Here is a 19469-nt window from a genome sequence, read left to right on the forward strand (position 1 = left end):
AGTCACCGAACTGCATAGGCAGACCATGGCAACTCAACACTCTTTTTCCTTATCCCGACCAACTGTGTCGGTCGCGGTCGACACCGGAGGAACTCATACGGACGTAGTGCTCACAGACGATACGCGTATCCTCACTATGAAGGTGCCGACTACTCCGAAAGACATCAGCCTGGGAATTGTAGATGGCGTTAAGCAGATCACCCAACTGGCCAACATTCCAATTTCCCAGGTCGATCGTTTTTTTTATGCCAGCACTTTTGCCACGAATCTTATCGTAGAAGGAACCGAAGCCCATATTGGCTTGATTACAACCCGTGGATTCCGTGACGTGCTACAGATCGCAAGAGCCTCGCGAAAGCCCGATGTATATGACATTCATTGGCGACCAAATACGCCGCTTGTCCCACGCCATTTGCGCCTTGAGGTAACGGAACGCATCACGCACACTGGCGAAATCTTGACCCGGCTTGATGAAGACGGCGTGCACACCGCTTTCCGTCAGTTTATTGAACAGGGTATCAGCACTGTGGCGGTCTGCTTGCTGCATGCCTATGCCAACCCAATACACGAACGACGCATCCGGGAGATTGCGCAAGCACACTACCCCGACATTGACATTTCGCTGTCGAGCGATGTAGCACGCGAATTCCGAGAATATGAACGCACCAGCACCACCTGCGTCTCGGCTTTCATCAAGAAACCGATCGAAGCGCATCTGGCGCGGCTGACCAAAGCACTGGAAGATGAAGGCGCCCGCAGCATTCGCTACATAATGCGCGCCAACGGCGGCGTTTCAACCTTCGAACGCTCGGCGGCTCAACCCGCCGCCGTCACTCATTCGGGTGTCATGGGGGGAATCGTAGGGGCGGCTGCGTTAGGGCGGCGATGCGGCATTCGTAATCTGGTGACGCTGGACATGGGAGGCACCAGTACGGATATTTCCCTTATCACCAACGGTGTCCTTCCTTTGACCAACCGGAGTAACGTGGGTGGCAACCCGGTATTGATTCCAACGTTGGACATGGTCACCATCGGCGCAGGAGGTGGATCGCTCGGATGGGTAGAAGGCGACAAGGCCATGCGAGTAGGGCCCCGTAGTGCCGGCTCCGTTCCGGGACCGGCCTGCTATGGCCAAGGAGGAACACAACCGACTGTGACCGACGCAAACTTGGCGTGCGGTCGACTGAACGACGACTATTTTCTGGCTGGTAAGCGCAAGCTCTACCCTGAATTATCAAACCAAGCGCTCGACGCACTGGCCGGTCAGCTCGGCTTGTCTCGCGCTCAGACCGCACTCGGAATTCTGTCAATCACCGAGGCCAACATGGCAGACGCAGTTCGTCTGGTTTCCGTAGAGAAGGGAGTTGATCCCCGCGACTACACCTTGGTGGCATTCGGCGGCGCCGGCGGACTACACGCCGCCCGCTTGGCAGAGGCCTTGAATATTTCCAGCATTTTGATTCCACCGGCGCCGGGGAATTTATCAGCGACTGGCTTGCTATGTGCGGACATTCGTCATGACTTCGCGCGTTCGCACGTGTGCGCGTTAGCTCCTGATGTCGCCGTCGAAATCCGCCCATTATTGGAGGAGCTTCGCGGGCAAGCGGTGGAGGCGCTGACCAATGACGGCGTGGAAGAAAAGGACGGCATCTTTAGCTACTCGCTGGATCTGCGTTATCAAGGTCAAAATTATGAATTGAGCGTCTCACTGACGGAACAGGATCTTGCTGACGGCTTTGCGGGAACGCAAGCTCGCTTCCACGCACTGCATGAGCGCGTCTATGGCTATCACTTAAACAAGCGGCCGGTCCAACTGGTCAATGTCCGGGTAACGGCACTGGGCTGTATTTCTACGGATCCATGGCTTGCCCAGCCCGAGATCAACCCCACTCCGGCTGTTCCAGCAGGCACACGGGAAGTCGTACTGGGCCTGAATGACGTCCGCGCACTACCGGTGTATCGCTTCTCTGAGATGCTGCCGGGCCAGACCGTCGATGCGCCGGCCGTTATCGAGTATCCCGGCTCAACCGTCTTCATGCCGCCGAACTGGACAGCCCGTTTGGACTCGAACTTCTGCCTCCATATGCGCGCGCTGTAACTCCCTCTTCTTCCATACCGGATATTCGTCGTCATGAATCATCTCTCAACCTCAAATGCAAACCGGGCCGACCCGGTGACTATGGAGATCGTCCGTAATGGGCTGCGCGCCGTTGCGCAGCGGATCACGCGCCGGATGATACGCTCCGCAAACTCCTTCATCATCAAGGAAATGGAAGACTGCTCGGCCTCCATCCTCGACGCGGAAGGCCACTTGCTAGCAGAAGAAGCCGGCCCGCCAATACAGCTCAATACAGTCGGCATCTGCCTAAAAACCGTGCTTCAACACTTTCTGCCCGCCTCGGAGTGGCACCCCGGGGATGTGGTGCTGACCAACGACCCATACGCCGGAGGCGGATCGCTGGGCTCAACCCACACCAATGACTACTTGGCTTTCGCCCCCATTTTCCATGAGGAGAAACTGGTCGCCTTTTCAGGTTTGATGGTTCACCACATGGATGTTGGCGGCATGAATATGGCCACTCGCGGCTGGGGACGCGAGATATTCCAGGAAGGATTGCGGCTCCCGCCCTTGAAGATTGTGAAGCAAGGCGTACTGGACGAAGGCTTGCTGAGCGTAGTTCTGAATAACACTCGCACTCCGGATATTCTCGAAAACGATATGCGCGCACAGATTGCGAGCGTTCAGGTGGCTTTGGGCGATCTGCGCGACATGATTGAGCGATACGGTCTTTCTCAAATGCTGCTCTGCTTCCGCGACCTGATGGACTATTCCGAGCAGCAAACGCGAGATCGACTACGCATCATTCCCGACGGCGACTATTTGCACCAAGTCCCCGTGCTTGATGACGGCAATCATGACGGACCTTATTGGCTACGCCTGAAGCTTAGTAAGCGCGGCGATGAAATGACTTTCGATTTCACAGGAACCGACCTCCAAATCAAGGGTCCGATAAACAGCCCCCTAGCCACAACTTTAGCGGCCGTTTACTACGTTTGCCGAACAATAACGGGAAGTTCCATCCCAAGCAACGAAGGCTGCAAGCGACCGATTCATATCATTGCACCCGCGGGCACCTTGGTAAATGCGCGCCATCCCGCGGCCGTATACCAACGAATGGTGGTTTGCCACTCAATCGTGGATCTGATCATGGGGGCTCTAGCCCAGGCCGTGCCAGAGCGCGTGATGGCCGACTCATGCGGCTGCCTATACAACTTCGCGAACGCCGAGCATCCAGTCACTGGTCAGCGCGTCACTTTTGGCGAGGTCGTGCCGGGAGGGTTGGGAGCAACCGCCTATGCGGACGGCATAGATGTCATCGCCTGCCATGTCACCAACTGCCATATTCCTCCCATAGAAAGCATGGAGATCGAATCACCGGTGCGTTATATCGCCCGTGAATTGCGGGTGGATTCCGGTGGCCCAGGGAAATATCGCGGTGGCGTAGGCCAACGCCTGCAATATCAAGTCCTGGGCAAGGATCCAAATTTGAACCATACCGCTCAGAAGTCGGTATCACTGCCCCAAGGTATTGCCGGAGGCCTCCCGGGGGACGGCGGCCGCTGGGTCATCAATGAAGGCCTGCCCTCCGAACGCAGGCTACCACACGCTATAGGCGATGTTGAGCCATTACAGGAAGGCGACATCGTCACACATTACACGCCCGGCGGTGGGGGCTTCGGCTCACCGACTGAGCGTGACCGGGATGCAGTCCTTGCCGATATTCGCGCTGGACTCATCACGCCGGAACACGCCACGCAGTACTACGGTGTTTCTTGACACTTCCAAATAAAACTAAGGGGTAAAAACTATGGTCGCACGCTTTCGCAGCACTATTTCTGCTTTCATTGCCTTGGCTATGACGACTGCATCGTTAACGGCCTCCGCCGCTCCAGCGACTGGAAAATTCCCGGACAAGCCGCTCAAATTAGTCGTGCCGTTCGCTGCAGGCGGCTTTACCGACATCTTAGCGCGCCGATTCGCAGAAAGCATGGCCTCGACACTGGGGCAGCCCGTCATTGTGGAGAATCGCGCCGGCGCAAGCGGCATCATTGGTGCAAACCATGTCGCCAAGTCCGAGCCAGACGGCTACACCATATTGCTCGAGACTCCCGATACCATGATCACCGCACCAGCTCTCATGAAAGGCGTGCAGTATAAGCCGTCGGACTTTCGGCAAGTCTCTTTGCTGGTACAGCAGCCGCTCGTATTGGTGGTTCCCAGCCCCTCCTCATATAAATCCATCTCCGACCTGATTGCCGACGCCAAGGCCAATCCTGGAAAGATCACCTATGCGAGTTGGGGCAACGGCAGTTCGGCGCATATTGCTTCCTCTGTGCTCGCCGAAAACGGCGGCGTCTCGATGAACCATGTCCCATACAAAGGTGTCAGCGTTGCCTTGACTGACGTGTTGGCTGGGCGCGTCGACTCAATGTATGTGGGGATGATGTCGAGCTTGGACTACATGAAGCAAGGCAAGCTCCGGCCGATAGCCATTAATCGGATCGAGCGTTCCCCCCTGCTGCCCAATGTCCCCACACTGGCCGAATCCGGCGTTTCCGCCTATTCCATTGGTTTATGGTACGCCATGGGCGTGCCCAAAGGCACGCCGGACCAGGTCGTCGAGAAACTATACCGTGCGGCCGAAAAGGCGGGGGCCTCCAGCATACGGGACTGGCTGAACGAATTGGGCATGGACGTCCCGGCTACAAATCCCAAAGCAACAGAAGAGTTCATGAAGAAAGAAATTGCCAATTGGGATAGCGCTATAAAACAGTCAGGAATCAGCGGTCTGAGTGAGTAAATTGGCACGAGTCAGAAGACGGTAGTGATAACCGTCCATGCAAACCACATAAAAAACGAAGACCCCCCTTTGCAGACTCCGGGACGTTGCGGCATGGGAATCAATCGCCGCCAAGCGCCCGGCTCCACAGCGCTTCGTACCACACGCCCCGGTCCGAGCTTCTGGACGCCACCAGCACGCAGCGCCGCGGCGTCCAGGCGATGGGTTCGGGCGGCGGCAGGAAGCATGGGTCGAATGAAGCGACCTTGCGCAGCAGGGTGATATGGGGATGGAACGGCCGGTCCGGCCGCGGCCACCCCAGGGGTTCCAGGCGGCGCCATAGATCGCCGTGCAGCGCATGCAGCCACGCCGGGCCGCCGCCTTCTTCGGCCGGGCCGGCCCATACCACCCTGGGCTTGGGGAAATGCCCGTAGCGGTCCAGCAGCATGGCGCCCGCATCGATGCGCCAGCGCGCCGCCGCCGCGCACAAGGCCCGCACCCGCTCGTGCTCGGTCACGCCGAGATAGGCCAGGGTCATGTGCAGGTTTTCGAGCGGGCTCATGCGCCCGCCGCAAACGGCGTGGGCCGCCCGCGCCCACCCCTCGAGGCGGGCCGCGTCGGCGGCGGAGGGCCATAAGGCGAAGAAAACGCGGTGATGGTTCGGCATGCCGGTCCTTGGAGGAAATGCGGGAGGTAACCCCGGGGATACCCCGAGACGCAAAGGATTGACGCGCCAAGCGGCCCTTGGCTAACATCCCTCGGGACAACAAGAAACATAACCGGCGCACGCACCGGCCGCGACCGTAGCACAACAGCATACGCCGCCGCGGCCTCCTGCACCACTCACGGAGACCCCAGAAGTGAAGCCCCAATCGCTCGATATGATCGCCCGGCTCGTCGGTTTCGATACCGTATCGCGCAACTCCAATCTCGACCTCATCCACCACGTGCGCGACCACCTTGCGGAACACGGCGTGGAAGGCCATCTGGTCATGAACGACGCCGGCACCAAGGCCAATCTGTTCGCCACGGTTGGCCCCAACGTGGAAGGCGGCATCGTACTGTCCGGGCACACCGATGTCGTTCCGGTCGACGGCCAGCCCTGGGACACCGACCCGTTCCAGCTGGTCGAAAAAGACGGCCGGCTGTACGGCCGCGGCACTTGCGACATGAAGGCCTTCTCGGCCATCGCCCTGGCCATGGTGCCCGACTGGGTCCGGGCGCCCCTCAAGCGGCCCATCCATTTCGCGCTCAGCTACGACGAGGAAATCGGCTGTTTCGGCGCGCCGTCCATGATAGACCGCCTGGTGACCGACATCGCCCGCCCCAGCGCGGTGATCGTCGGCGAACCCACCAGCATGCGGCCCATCGTCGCGCACAAAGGCATCGCGGCGCTGCGCACCACCGTCATCGGGCACGAGGCCCATTCCAGCCAGGTGCAGCGCGGCGTCAGCGCCGTCATGACCGCGGCGCGGCTCATTGCCTTCATCGACGACATGATGGCCGAGAACAAGTCGAAGGCCGACCCGGCGTGCCGCTTCGAGCCGCCCTACACCACGCTGCACGTGGGCGTCGTCCACGGCGGCACGGCGCTGAACATCATCTCCCGTGAATGCACCTTCACCTGGGACATCCGCGCGCTGCCCGGCGACGACTGGCGCGGCTACCTGAAGCGCTTCGAAGCCTACGCGAACACCCTGCTGCCGGCCATGCGCGCCATTGCGCCCGGCGCGTCCATCAGCACCGAAATCCTGGCCGACGCGCCGCCCCTGCAGGACCGGGGCGGCGCCGCGCAGGAGCTCGTGCAGGCGCTTTGCGGCCACACCCATACCGGGGTCGTGCCGTACGCGGCCGAGGCCGGCCAATTCCAGGAACGCGGATTCTCGGTCGTGCTGTGCGGCCCCGGGTCCATCGACCAGGCCCATCAACCCAATGAATACATCGATATCTCGCAGGTAACGGCCTGCGAGGAATTCCTGGAAAAGCTCGCCGTCGGGCTGGCAAGCTAGCCGGAAGACGGCAACCCCCAGCAGCCACTACATCACCAAACACCACAAGTGCAGGAGACCACCATGAAATTCACTCGCATTCTTCGGCATACCGCCGTTGCCGCGACGCTCGCGCTCAGCCTGGGCCTGACCCAGCAGGTCGAGGCCAAGACGCTCCGATGGGCCTACCAGGGCGACATGATGTCGCTGGACCCGATGTCGTTGAACGAAACCTTCACGCTGGGCTTTCAAAGCTGGTTCTATGAAACCCTGACCGCCTACGACAAGGACCTGAAGCTGGTTCCCATGCTGGCCGAGAAATGGGAAAACCCGGAGCCCACGAAATGGGTGTTCCACCTGCGCAAGGGCGTCAAGTTCCATGACGGCACGCCCTTCACCGCCGACGACGTCATCTTTTCCTGGAAGCGCAGCCTGACGCCCGGCTCGGACATGAAGGGCTATGGCGCCAAAGCCACCCAGATCAACAAGATCGACGACCACACGGTGGAAGTCATCACCCCCACGCCCAACCCCATCCTGCCGCGCGACTGGACTTTCCTGTACATCATGAGCAAGTCGTGGGCCGAAAAGCACAACACCACCGAAGCCACCAACGTGAAGGGCGGCGAGAGCAATTACGCCAACCTGCACGAGAACGGCACCGGCCCCTTCACGATCGTGGACCGCCAGCCCGACGTCAAAACGACGCTCAAGCGCTTCGACGGCTACTGGAACAAGAACATTCCCACCAACGTCACCGAAGTCGTCTTCCAGCCGATCTCCCAGGAATCCACCCGCGTGGCGGCCCTGATCTCCGGCGAGATGGACCTGGTCATTCCCGTGCCGGTGCAGGACTGGCCGCGCCTGGAAAGCGAGCCCAACGTCCAGGTGCTGAACGAGCCGGAGGCGCGCGCGATCTTCATCGGCATGGACCAGGACCGCGATGAACTCCTGTTCTCCAACGTCAAGGGCAAGAACCCCTTCAAGGACAAGCGCGTGCGCCAGGCCATAGACCTGGCCGTGGACACCAAGGTCATCAATCAGAAGATCATGCGCGGCGCGGCCAAGCCGCTGGGCACGCTGATCGCCGACAAGATCAACGGCTACGACGAATCCTTCGGCGCGCCCTACAAGCCCGACGTCGAGAAAGCGAAGAAGCTGCTGGCCGACGCCGGCTACCCCAACGGCTTCACCGTGCAGCTGGACTGCCCCAACGACCGCTACGTGAACGACGAAAAAGTCTGCCAGGCAGTCGCCAGCATGCTGGCCCGCATCGGCATCAAGATCGACCTGCTCGCGCAGACCAAGTCCAAGTATTTCGCCAAGGTCCTGCTGCAGGCGGGCAACAACACCAGCATGTACTTGCTGGGCTGGACGCCGAGCTCGATCGACGCGGCCAACTCGCTGACCAATCTGGTGGCCTGCCGCGACTCCAAGACTGCCGCCGGCCAGTTCAACCTGGGCGGCTACTGCAACAAGGAAATCGACGCGCTGATCCCCAAGATCGATGTCGAAACCGACCAGGCCAAGCGCAATGCGATGATCAAGGAAGCCTTCACCATGCTGCACAACGACTACGGCTACCTGCCGCTGCACCAGCAGCCCATGTCGTGGGGCGTGCGCAAGGGCATCAAGGTCGCGCAGCGCGCCGACGACGTCCTGGACATCCGCAACGTAGTCATGCCGTAAGCCCATGCTCAGCTTCATCGCCCGGCGGGTCTTCCAGTCTGTCTTCGTGATGCTCGCCGTCGGGCTGATCGCTTTCGGCATGTTCCGCTATGTGGGGGACCCGATCAACAACATGGTGGGCCAGGACACCACCCTGGAGCAACGGGCCGAGCTCCGCAAGCAGCTCGGCCTGGACGACCCCTTCCTGACCCAGTACTGGCGTTTCATCGGCAAGGCGGCGCAAGGCGATTTCGGCATGTCGTATCGCCAGCGCCGCCCCGTCAGCGAGCTCATCGAAAGCCGCCTGCCCGCCACGCTGGAACTGTCCCTGGTGTCGGCGCTGATTGCGCTGTTCCTGGGCATACCCATGGGCATCTACACCGCGCTGAAGCGCAACGGCTTTCTTTCGCGCAGCTTCATGACCCTGTCGCTCATCGGCATTTCGCTGCCGACCTTCCTGATCGGCATACTCATGATCCTGTTCTTCGGAGTCTTGCTGCGCTGGCTGCCCAGCTTCGGCCGCGGCGAAGTCGTGGACCTGGGGTGGTGGACGACCGGCTTCCTGACCAAAAGCGGCTGGCAGTCGCTGATCATGCCGGCCATCACGCTCGCGCTGTTCCAGATGACGCTGATCATGCGCCTGGTGCGTTCGGAAATGCTGGAAGTGCTGCAAACCGATTTCATCAAGTTCTGCCGCGCGCGCGGGCTGCCCGAGCGCAGCATCCATTTCCGGCATGCGCTGAAGAACACCCTGGTGCCCGTGATCACCATCACCGGCCTGCAGCTGGGCTCCATCATCGCGTTTTCCATCATCACGGAAACCGTTTTCCAATGGCCGGGCATGGGGCTGCTGTTCATACAATCCATCGGCGCGGTCGACATCCCCGTGATGGCGGCCTACCTGCTGCTGATCGCCTTCTTCTTCGTGATCATCAACCTCATCGTCGATCTGCTGTATTTCGCCGTCGACCCGCGTCTGCGCGTGCAGAAAACCTGAGAAGCACCCGACATGGCCAGCAACTTCCTCTCTCGCGCCTACGACAGCGACATCTTCTACAGTTTCTCGCGGTCGCCGACGGCCATCATCTCGGCGGTGGTGGCCCTGGCGATCTTCATCGGCGCCGTCTTCGCGCCGCTGATCGCCCCGCACAACCCCTTCGACCTGGCCACCCTGGACCTGCTCGACGCCAACATCCCGCCCATCTGGAACCCGGAAGGCGACCCGCGCTTCATCCTGGGCACCGACGACCAGGGGCGCGACGTTCTGTCCGCCATCTTGTACGGCTCGCGCATTTCGCTGCTGGTGGGCTTCGCCTCCGTGATCTTCGCGCTGGTGCTGGGCGTGAGCCTGGGACTGATCAGCGGCTATGCGGGCGGCCGCGTCGACAGCGTCATCATGCGCATCGCCGACATACAGCTGTCTTTCCCCGCCATCTTGATCGCCCTCCTGATCGACGGCATCGCGCGGGGCCTGCTGCCGCGCGATTCGCACGACAGCCTGTCGCTGTACGTGCTGATCTTCGCCATCGGCATATCGGGCTGGGTGCAGTATGCCCGCACGGTGCGCGGCGCGACCATGGTCGAGCGCAACAAGGAATACGTGCAGGCGGCCCGGCTGATCGGCATGGGGCCGTTCCTGATCCTGCGCCGGCACGTGCTGCCCAACGTGCTGGGGCCGGTGCTGGTCATTGCCACCATCCACCTGGCCATCGCCATCATCACCGAGGCCACGCTTTCCTTCCTGGGCGTCGGCATCCCGCCCACCACGCCGTCGCTGGGCACGCTGATCCGCATCGGCAACAGCTATCTGTTCTCGGGCGACTGGTGGATCTCCATCTTCCCCGGTGTTGCGCTGGTGCTTCTGGCGCTGTCGGTCAACCTGCTGGGCGACTGGCTGCGCGACGCGCTCAACCCCAAGCTCCGCTGAGACAATCGCATGGCATTACTGGACATCAAGAACCTGCACATCGAGTTCGCCAGCCGGCGCGGCACGCTCAAGGCCATACAGGACGTCACGCTGGCGGTGGAAAAAGGGGAGATCCTGGGCGTCGTGGGCGAATCGGGCGCGGGCAAATCGACCATAGGCAACGCCGTCATCGGGTTGCTGGAATACCCGGGCCGCGTGACCGGCGGCGAGGTCTTCCTGAACGAGGAACGCATCGACAACCTGCCGCGCCCGGCGTTTCGCCGCGTGCGCGGCCGGCGCATCGGCATGATCTTCCAGGACCCGCTCACTTCGCTGGACCCGCTGCAAACCATAGAAAGCCAGTTGACCGAGACCATGCAGGTGCACCTGCACCTGACGCACGACGAGGCCAGGCGGCGCGCCGTCCAGCTGCTCGAAAGCGTGGGCATAGACCAGCCCGAACTGCGCCTGCGGCAATACCCGCATCAGTTCTCGGGCGGCATGCGCCAGCGGGTGGTGATCGCGCTGGCGCTGTGCTGCGAACCAGAAGTCATCATCGCCGACGAACCCACCACGGCGCTCGACGTCTCCATCCAGGCCCAGATCCTGGAACTGCTGCGCAACCTGTGCAAAGAGAAGCAGATGGGGATGATCCTGATCACGCACGACATGGGCGTCATTGCGGAAATCACCGACCGCGTGGCGGTCCTGTACCGGGGCAAGCTGGTCGAGGAAGGCCCCACCCGCCAGGTCCTGGGCGCCCCCAGCCACCGGTACACCAAGAGCCTCATTTCGGCCGTGCCGCGCTCCGACATCAAGCTGCGGCGCTTCCCCATGGTGACCTACATCGAAGACGTGGCGGAAGCCGCCGTCACCGACGACCTGGACGCCGCCAAGGCCTGGATGAACCAGCAATACAACTATGAGCATGCCGGCGAAAAACCCCTGGTCGAAGTCCGGGACCTGGGCATGCGCTTCGTGCTGAAGGGCTCGCTCATCAAGAAGCACCGCATCGTCCTGGACGCCGTCCGCAACGTCAGCTTCTCGATCAAAGAAGGCGAAGTCTTCGGGCTGGTGGGCGAATCCGGCTCGGGCAAGTCGACCATCGCGCGGCTCATCTCCGGCCTGTACCAGGCCAGCAGCGGCTCGGTCATCTTCGACGGCGTCGACGTCACCCGGTCGAGCGACAAGGCCGTCCTGTCCAATTTCCGCAAGCAGATACAAATGGTCTTCCAGGACCCGTTCTCTTCGCTCAACCCCCGCATGCGGATCCTGGACATCGTGGCCGAACCCATCCGCTTCCACAAGCTGGCGTCCACCGAAGCCGAAACCCGGCGGATCGTCAGCGGCCTGCTGGACTACGTCGGGCTGGGCAAGCAGGCGCTCAGCCGCTTCCCGCATGAGTTCTCGGGCGGCCAGCGCCAGCGGATCTGCATCGCCCGGGCGCTCGCCACGCGGCCGCGCTTCCTGATCTGCGACGAACCCACCTCGGCGCTGGATGTCTCCATCCAGGCGCAGATCCTGAATCTGCTCAAGGACCTGCAGGAATCGCTGGGGCTGACCATTCTGTTCATCAGCCACGACCTGCCGGTCATCCGGCAAATGTGCGACCGGGTGGGCGTCATGCGCCATGGCGAGCTGCTGGAAGTCGCCGACACCGAAACCTTGTTCCAGGCGCCCCGGCACGAATACTCGCGCCATCTGCTCTCGCTCATGCCCACCCTCGATTACCTGTCGCGCGAAGGGCTGGAAGTGGAAGCCTGACCGGCGGGCGGAACGCTTCACATTTGTTTAACACCCGGAAACGAAAATCGCGAATTGACGCTGGACGCGCCTGCCTTCCGTCCCTATGATGGCGAATGAATCGCAGTCAAGCGCCGATTCGTTCGCCAGACTCTCTCATAAGGAAAGAAAAACATGGGCATCATCAGCATGATCATCGTCGGTTTCATCGTGGGCCTGCTGGCCCGGGCGCTCATGCCCGGCGACCAGAAGCTGGGCATCATCATGACCATCATCCTGGGCATCGTCGGCTCCATCGTCGCCGGCTACCTGGGCGGCGCGCTTGGCTTCTATGAACCCGGCGAAGGCGCGGGCTGGATCGGCTCCATCGTCGGCGCGATCATCGTGCTGTTCGTCGTTGGCCTCATCGCCAAAAAACGCTAGTTTCAACGGGCCGGACCCCGTGCGGGGTCCGGCCTTGATTTTGTGGGGTTCGGCCCCATGATCCCAAGCATATGGACACCACCCGCTACCAGAAACTATTCACGCAGCAGGGGTTCTGGCGCAAGCTCGGGCCCCGGGCGCGTTCCCTCGGCCGCGAAACGCTGGAAAAGGCCTTGTATCTGTATTACGCCGTCCAGAGCCCGCTCACGCCGAAATGGGCCAAGCGCGTCATCTATGGCGCACTGGGCTATTTCATCCTTCCGCTGGACGCCATCCCCGACCTGGCGCCGCTGGTGGGCTACACCGACGACCTCAGCGTCATGGCCGCCGCCCTGGCCACCGTCGCCTTCTACATCACGCCCGACGTAAAAGCCCAGGCGCAGGAAAAGCTCGGCCAGTGGTTCAAAACGCCTGCGACTCCCGCCTATACGGATGCCTGAAACCCAGGGCAAAGCCGTCGAGGACGGGTTCAAGGCGCATTGGCTGGCCGAAACCCTGCGCCTGCGCGAAGCCCTGTGGGGCCCCTTGGACGACGCCAGTGAAAGCCGCCGGGCGCGCGCGGAAGGCCGGGGCTTCGCCCAGCGGCTGCTCCTGCGCGCGCGCTACCTCGCCGAACGCGAAAAGCTCGACCAGGTCGTGGGCAAGTGGGCCGGCGCATCGCGCGCGGCTTTGCTGGGGCTGCTCGCCATGGGCCTGCTGGCCGGCGTCGGCGCGGCGCTGGGCGCCCTGGGCGACGGCGGCCGTTCGGTCAACGTCCTGCTCGCCCTGGTCGCCCTGCTGGGCGTGAACGCGCTGGCCTATCTGTTCTGGCTCAGCAGCTTCCTGATCCGCTCCGACCACGCCGGTTCCTGGCTGGGCGAGTCCTGGCTATGGCTGACGCGCAAGCTGGCGCGCGGGCCCGACGCGGCGCTCGCGCCCCGCGCCCTGGCGGAACTGCTCAGCCGGCAAGGCGCCCTGCGCTGGCTGCTGGGCGCCGTCAGCCATGCCGTCTGGACCATGGCCTTCATCGGGGCGCTGGCCGGCATGCTGGCGATCCTGTCCGCACGCCGCTACAGCTTCAACTGGGAAACCACGCTGCTGTCGCCCGACGCCTTCGTCTGGCTCGTGTCCGCGCTGGGCCGGCTGCCCGCGCTACTGGGCTTTCCCGTGCCGCCCGACGCGGTCGTCCGGGCCAGCGACGGCCTGCAGGCGCTGCCCGAAAGCGCCATGGCGCTCTGGTCGGGATGGCTGATCGGCTGCGTGGCCGTCTATGGCCTGCTACCGCGCCTGGCCGGGCTGGGTGCCAGCCTTTACGCGGCGCGCCGGCGCCTGCGCGGCCTGGCCGTCGACACCACGCTGCCGGGCTACGCCGAACTGCGCGACCGCCTGGACCCGTCCAGCGAAACGACGGGCGTGGACAGCGCCGCCACGGACGGCTACCAGTCCATTGTCCAGCCGCTGGATGCCGGTTCCCGCCAGACCGTCCAGCTGGCCGTCCTGGGCATCGAACTGCCCACCGACGTCGCCTGGCCGCCCGCCGCGCTGCCGGACGGCGTGAGCGACCTGGGCGTCATCGACAGCCGGTCGCAGCGCCACCAGATTCTCGACCGCCTGCAGCACCATGCCGCCAGGCGCCTGCTGCTGGTCTGCGATGCCAGCCAGACGCCCGACCGGGGCACCATCGCGCTGCTGTCGGAGCTCGGCAGCCTGGCGCAGCAGACACATGTCGCACTGGTCAGCCCGGCGCAGGCCGGCGAGCGCTCCCAGGCCCGGGCCGCGGCCTGGCGGGAAAAGCTGCTGCGGGCGGGCTTCGCGCCGGAGGCGATGCACGACGGCCTTTCAGGCGGCCTGGGCTGGCTTGAGCCACCCGGCGGCCATGACGTTTCCGCGGATCTCGCCCATGCCCAGCCCTGACACCCCTCTGCGCCTGGCGGTGGTCGGCCACACCAACACCGGCAAGACCTCGCTGCTGCGCACCCTGACCCGCAACCCCGGATTCGGGCAGGTCGAAGACAGCCCGGGCACGACGCGGCACGTCGAAGGCGCCCGCCTGCTGGTCGACGGCGCGGTGGCGGTCGAGCTCTACGACACGCCCGGCCTGGAGGACGGCATGGCGCTGCTGGACTACCTCGACCAGATCGCTCCGCCCGGCCTGCGCCTCGACGGCCCGGAACGGATACGGCGCTTCCTGCAAAGCCCGGAAAGCCAGCGGCGCTTCGAACAGGAGGCGCGGGTATTGCGCAAGCTGCTGGAGTGCGACGCGGGCCTGTATGTGGTCGACGTGCGGGACCCGGTCCTGGGCAAGCACAAGGACGAGCTCGCCCTGCTCGCCGGCTGCGGCCGCCCCTTGCTGCCCGTCCTGAATTTCACGCACAGCCCCGACCAGCGCCTGGGCGCCTGGCGCGAAGCGCTGTCGCGCCTGGGGCTGCACGCCATCGTCGAGTTCGATACGATCGCGCCGGCGCTGGACGGGGAAACCCAGCTGTACGACAAGCTGGCGCTGCTGATGGACCAGCACGCCGGGCGCCTGCAGGCGCTGAGGGAGGACGTGGTCGCCCAGCGCCGGATCCGCCACGCGGACGCCTTGCGCATGATCGCGGAGCTGCTGATCGACGCGGCGTCCTTGCGGGTCAGCGCCGAGCCGGACGACGCTTCGCTCAAGGCGGCGACCCAGGCACTGCGGCAGCGGATCCGCGAGCGCGAGAACGACTGCGTGCAGGCGCTGCTGAAACGCTATAACTTCCGCAGCCGCGACTTCCCCGCGCACACCCTGCCGCTGCAGGGCGAAAGATGGGGCATGGACCTGTTCCACCCCCAGGCCCTGAAAGACATGGGCATCCACGTCGGCAAGGGCATGGCGGCGGGCGCGATGGCGGGCGCCACGCTGGACGTCTTCATGGCGGGCATCAGCCTGGGCGCCGCCACCGTCATCGGCGCGGCGGCCGGCGGCCTGTGGCAGGGAGCGGACAAACTCGGCAAACGGCTGCTCGGGCGGCTGAAGGGCTACCAGGAATTGAGCGTCGACGACGCCGTCCTGCGCCTGCTGGCCTTGCGGCAGCTGGGCCTGCTGCAATCCCTGGAACGCCGCGGCCACGCGGCCCAGGCGCCCATCGAACTGCAGGACATCCCGGCCATGGACGCCTGGCGGGAAGGATCGCTGCCCGATGAGCTGAAGGAAGCGCGCAGCCGGCCGCAGTGGTCGACGCTGGCGGACGACTACCAGGCCGACGGCAGGCGCCACCAGGTCCTGCGGGCATTGGCCGAGCACTTGGGGGCGGATTCCATGCGGGACGCGGCCTCTTAGAGCCACCAGCGTCAAAAGGCCGGCGGCATTGGCCGGAGCCCCTACAGCAATACCGGCTCGTCCGGCAAGTCGTTGACGTGGCCGGCGCCGCTGGGCAGCGGCGCCGAGCGGGTCTTCAGGATGGCCTCGATGTCGTCCACCGCCGCCAGGATGCCCGCCGCGTACTGCTTTTCGCGCAGCGCCGCCTGCAGGCGCTCGCATACCTGGGCCCACAAATCGTCCGGCGCGGCGATGCCGCGGTCGGCGATGATTTCTATGTGATGCCGGTCCAGCGCCAGATACAGCAGCACCCCGGTATTCAAGGGCGTGTCCCAGACCCGCAGGCGTCCGAAGACTTCCAGGGCCCGCTGTTCGCTGCCGGAGACGTGGGCGGGCGTCACCGCCTCGACCGCAACGACCAGCTCGCCGGTGTGGTCCCGTTCGCTTTGCCGGATCCGCTCGGCGATCTGCGCGAGCGTCTCGTGGCTGAAATGCTTGCGCCGCAGCCACTGCCCTTCCAGCCCGGCCCAGCCGGTGAATTCCTTCCAGATGCCTTTGCGACGCACTGCCGTCCCCTTTTCCGCCTACCAGCTGCCCGAAGCGCCGCCGCCCCCGCTGCCGCCTCCGCCGCCACCACCGAAGCCGCCCCCTCCGCCGAAACCGCCGCCGCCGAAACCGCCGCCGAAACCGCCTCCGAATCCGCCCAGGGCGCCACCGCGGCGGGATGCGCGACCCAGGCTGCCCCTGCCGCCGGCGCCGAGCTTGCGCCCGATGCGGCTGAGCAGGAAGGCGACCAGGCCGCCCAGGATGCCGATGGGCACGCTGCCGAAGATCAGGCCCACGAAGAAACCGACGGCCAGGGCCGCGAAGCCGGCCGGCATGAAGAAGCTCATGAGGGCGAGCGGCAGCAGCATGACCGTGGCGTCCCCTTCGCCCTCATCGCCGCCCGAGCTCGACCCGGCGGGCGGCGGGGGCAGCGCCTCGCCGTCGACCAGGGCGATCAGGCTGTCCACGCCCGCCACGATGCCGGCGGCATAATCGCCCTGCCGGAAATGCGGGGTGACCCGTTCCCGGATGATGCGCCCCGCCAGCAGATCGGGCACGGCTCCTTCCAGGCCGTATCCGACCTCGATGCGCAGACGGCGGTCTTCCTTCGCCACCAGGAAGAGGATGCCGTCGTCCACCCGGGCGCGGCCAATGCGCCATTGGTCGAAAACGCGCCTGGCGTAGCTTTCTATGGTGTCGTCTCCCGTGGTGGCGACCACCAGCACCGCCAGCTGGGCGCCTTTGCGCTTTTCCAGATCGGCCAGCTTCCGCTCCAGATGCGAGCGCGTGTTGGAATCCAGCGTGCCGGTCTGGTCGGTGACCCAGCTTTTGAGTTCGGGCACGGCGACCGGCGCCGCCCGCAGGGGCAGGGACAGCAGCAGCGCCAGAACGGCCAGCCAGAGCAGCGGCAGGCGATGCCGGCGGGCCGGCGCGGGCGCGCGGGCGAACCCGGATGGGTGGATGATGCCGTTCATTCAGCCTCCGTGACCGCGCAGGGCCTCAGGGCTTGGCCGGCGCGGGCGCAGGCGCGGTGAACTTGACTTCCGGACGCTTGGTGATTTCGTCCTGCTTGGAGACGCCGTAGTTCTCGATGGTGCGGTAGCCGAAGATCTTGGCCGTGATCAGCGTGGGAAACTGACGCACGATCAGGTTGTATTCCTGCACCGCCTGCACGTAGCGCCCGCGCTCGGTGGCGATACGGTTCTCGGTGCCCTCGAGCTGGGTCATGAGGTCGCGGAAGAGCCCGTCGCTCTTGAGCTGGGGGTAGTTCTCGGACACCGCGATCAGGCGCGACAAGGCCGAGGACAGCTGGCCTTGCGCCTGGGCGAAGCGCGCCATGAGCTCCGGGTTGTCCAGGTCGTTGACGCTGACCTGTATGGAACCGACTTTGGACCGCGCCTCGGCCACCTGCGTCAGGATGGCGCGTTCATTGACCATGTAGGCATCGACGGCGCTCACCAGCTGCGGGACCAGGTCGGCGCGGCGCTCGTACTGGTTCAGCGTCTGCGACCACGTGGTCTTCACCTGTTCATCCAGGCGCTGGATTTCGTTGTAGCCGCAACCCGTCAGGAAGACGGAAAGCAGCGGCAGCACTAGGATCAGGAAGGCGCGCTTGAGCATCATGGAAAAGACCCGGATACGGAACCAGGCGAATTACAACAGTTTGCGCGGCGCTTGCCAATACATCTTGCACATCTTGACAAATAGTTCGCATGCGCCCGGGCAACTACGCTACAATGGCGAATTACCCGCCTGCCAGTCGGCGGTATTGCAAGCCAACACAACTTTTTTATCGTCTGCCTAGATTGGTGTCTCTCAACTCGAGCGATAGGCTGTCGCTGGAGCAAATTCTTGATTACCCAAACACCCTTTGCCGCCCTCGGGCTGGCGGAACCCCTGTTGCGCGCCGTCGCCGACACAGGCTATGAACACCCCACGCCGATACAGGCGCAAGCCATCCCGCAAGTCATCAAAGGGGGCGACCTGCTGGCCGCCGCCCAGACCGGCACCGGCAAGACGGCAGGCTTCACGCTGCCTATTTTGCATCGCCTGCTGGCCAGCCCGGCGACGGCGGGGCGCAAGCCGGGCCGCCCGCGCGTCCTGATCCTGACCCCCACCCGCGAGCTGACGGCCCAGGTGGAAGAGTCCGTGCGCACCTATGGCCGGCATACCTCGATACGGTCCATGGTGATGTTCGGCGGCGTCAACATCAACCCGCAGATCGCCGCCCTGCGCAAGCCGCTCGACATCCTCGTCGCGACGCCGGGGCGCCTGCTCGACCATGCGCAGCAAAAGACCGTGGACCTGTCCGGCGTCGAGACCCTCGTCCTGGACGAGGCCGACCGCATGCTGGACATGGGCTTCATCCGGGACATCCGCCGCATCCTGGCGCTGCTGCCAAAGCAGCGCCAGAACCTGCTGTTTTCCGCCACGTTCTCGGACGAGATCCGCGAACTGTCCAAGGGCGTGCTGAACGACCCGATCGAAATTTCCGTCGCCCGCCGCAACACCGCCTCGGAGCTGGTGGCGCAAAGCGTCGTGCTCACCGAGCAATCCCACAAGCGCGACCTGCTCAGCCACATCATCCGCGAAAGCGGCTGGCACCAGGTGCTGGTGTTCACGCGCACCAAGCACGGCGCCAACCGCCTGGCGGAAAAACTGGTGAAGGACGGCCTGTCGGCCGCGGCCATCCATGGCAACAAGAGCCAGGCCGCGCGCACGCGGGCCCTGGCCGGCTTCAAGGACGGCCAGGTCGCCGTGCTGGTGGCGACCGACATCGCCGCGCGCGGCATCGACATCGACCAGTTGCCGCAGGTGGTGAACTTCGAGCTGCCCAACGTGCCGGAAGACTACGTGCACCGCATCGGGCGCACCGGCCGCGCCGGCAGTCCGGGCTCCGCGATCTCGCTGGTGGACGCTTCCGAGATCAAGCTGCTGAGCGCCATCGAAAAGCTGATCAAGCGCCCCATCGAGCGCACGGCGGTGGCGGGCTGGTCGGCCGACATGGTGAAGGCCGAGCCCGCGCATGCGCGCGACCGCGATGACGACCGCCCGCCGCGCTCCAGCCAGCCCCGCCGCGCTTCGGGCGCGGG

17 protein-coding genes are annotated in these 19469 nt (G+C 64.1%); 13 read left to right on the forward strand and 4 right to left on the reverse strand.

The annotated features are described in order from the left end of the window. The first annotated feature begins 25 nt into the window (after positions 1–25). The 3 genes from H0A72_RS19615 to H0A72_RS19625 are packed head-to-tail and all read left to right on the forward strand — an operon-like array spanning position 26 to position 4862. Positions 26–2098, forward strand: a complete 2073-nt coding sequence (locus tag H0A72_RS19615) for a hydantoinase/oxoprolinase family protein (RefSeq protein WP_180158203.1) — start codon at positions 26–28, stop codon at positions 2096–2098. Positions 2099–2131: 33 nt separating this feature from the next. Continuing rightward, the gene (locus H0A72_RS19620) at positions 2132–3838 is read left to right on the forward strand and encodes a hydantoinase B/oxoprolinase family protein (protein WP_180158204.1); all 1707 of its coding nucleotides are present in this window, start codon (positions 2132–2134) and stop codon (positions 3836–3838) included. 31 nt (positions 3839–3869) lie between these two features. Next, positions 3870–4862, forward strand: coding sequence for a Bug family tripartite tricarboxylate transporter substrate binding protein (locus tag H0A72_RS19625; RefSeq protein WP_180158205.1), 993 nt, complete (start codon positions 3870–3872; stop codon positions 4860–4862). 100 nt (positions 4863–4962) lie between these two features. Here H0A72_RS19625 and thpR read toward each other — a convergent pair whose 3' ends face one another. Beyond that, positions 4963–5508 carry an RNA 2',3'-cyclic phosphodiesterase gene (thpR, locus tag H0A72_RS19630; protein WP_180158206.1) on the reverse strand — a complete coding sequence of 182 codons (546 nt, stop codon included), beginning with the start codon at positions 5506–5508 and terminating at the stop codon, positions 4963–4965. 193 nt (positions 5509–5701) lie between these two features. On the opposite strand from thpR, the gene argE reads away from it, so the two are divergent. From argE to H0A72_RS19675, 9 genes are all read left to right on the forward strand, one after another. Beyond that, entirely contained in the window at positions 5702–6850 is a 1149-nt protein-coding gene (gene argE, locus H0A72_RS19635) for an acetylornithine deacetylase (RefSeq protein ID WP_180158207.1), read from the forward strand. A gap of 63 nt (positions 6851–6913) precedes the next feature. After that, entirely contained in the window at positions 6914–8518 is a 1605-nt protein-coding gene (locus tag H0A72_RS19640; RefSeq protein ID WP_180158208.1) for an ABC transporter substrate-binding protein, read from the forward strand. Positions 8519–8522: 4 nt separating this feature from the next. Further along, the gene (locus H0A72_RS19645; RefSeq protein WP_180158209.1) at positions 8523–9494 is read left to right on the forward strand and encodes an ABC transporter permease; all 972 of its coding nucleotides are present in this window, start codon (positions 8523–8525) and stop codon (positions 9492–9494) included. Positions 9495–9506: 12 nt separating this feature from the next. Further along, complete coding sequence (locus H0A72_RS19650) at positions 9507–10424, forward strand: ABC transporter permease (RefSeq protein ID WP_180158210.1); 918 nt, start codon at positions 9507–9509, stop codon at positions 10422–10424. 9 nt (positions 10425–10433) lie between these two features. Further along, entirely contained in the window at positions 10434–12167 is a 1734-nt protein-coding gene (locus H0A72_RS19655; RefSeq protein ID WP_180158211.1) for a dipeptide ABC transporter ATP-binding protein, read from the forward strand. A gap of 153 nt (positions 12168–12320) precedes the next feature. Then, entirely contained in the window at positions 12321–12569 is a 249-nt protein-coding gene (locus tag H0A72_RS19660) for a GlsB/YeaQ/YmgE family stress response membrane protein (RefSeq protein WP_180158212.1), read from the forward strand. A gap of 71 nt (positions 12570–12640) precedes the next feature. Beyond that, on the forward strand, positions 12641–13009 hold the full coding sequence (locus H0A72_RS19665; RefSeq protein WP_180158213.1) for a YkvA family protein: 369 nt from the start codon (positions 12641–12643) through the stop codon (positions 13007–13009). After that, entirely contained in the window at positions 13002–14462 is a 1461-nt protein-coding gene (locus tag H0A72_RS19670; RefSeq protein ID WP_180158214.1) for a DUF2868 domain-containing protein, read from the forward strand. Before H0A72_RS19665 ends, H0A72_RS19670 begins: the two co-directional genes overlap by 8 nt. Next, complete coding sequence (locus H0A72_RS19675; protein WP_180158215.1) at positions 14449–15852, forward strand: DUF3482 domain-containing protein; 1404 nt, start codon at positions 14449–14451, stop codon at positions 15850–15852. Before H0A72_RS19670 ends, H0A72_RS19675 begins: the two co-directional genes overlap by 14 nt. 41 nt (positions 15853–15893) lie before the next feature. Here the strand turns inward: H0A72_RS19675 and H0A72_RS19680 are convergent, their stop codons facing one another. From H0A72_RS19680 to H0A72_RS19690, 3 genes are read right to left on the reverse strand one after another with little or no spacing between them, the layout of a single operon-like run. Continuing rightward, positions 15894–16397 carry a TPM domain-containing protein gene (locus tag H0A72_RS19680; RefSeq protein ID WP_180158216.1) on the reverse strand — a complete coding sequence of 168 codons (504 nt, stop codon included), beginning with the start codon at positions 16395–16397 and terminating at the stop codon, positions 15894–15896. An 18-nt stretch (positions 16398–16415) separates the two neighbouring features. Beyond that, entirely contained in the window at positions 16416–17351 is a 936-nt protein-coding gene (locus H0A72_RS19685; RefSeq protein ID WP_180158217.1) for a TPM domain-containing protein, read from the reverse strand. A 25-nt stretch (positions 17352–17376) separates the two neighbouring features. After that, positions 17377–18000, reverse strand: coding sequence for a LemA family protein (locus H0A72_RS19690; protein WP_180158218.1), 624 nt, complete (start codon positions 17998–18000; stop codon positions 17377–17379). Between the two features lie 276 nt (positions 18001–18276). Between H0A72_RS19690 and H0A72_RS19695 the strand changes: the two genes are divergently transcribed. Further along, positions 18277–19469: DEAD/DEAH box helicase (locus H0A72_RS19695; protein WP_246815009.1), on the forward strand; the 1193-nt coding region annotated here is incomplete at its 3' end.

It is taken from the genome of Parapusillimonas granuli, from assembly GCF_013416525.1.
Classification (GTDB): Bacteria; Pseudomonadota; Gammaproteobacteria; order Burkholderiales; family Burkholderiaceae_B; genus Parapusillimonas; species Parapusillimonas granuli.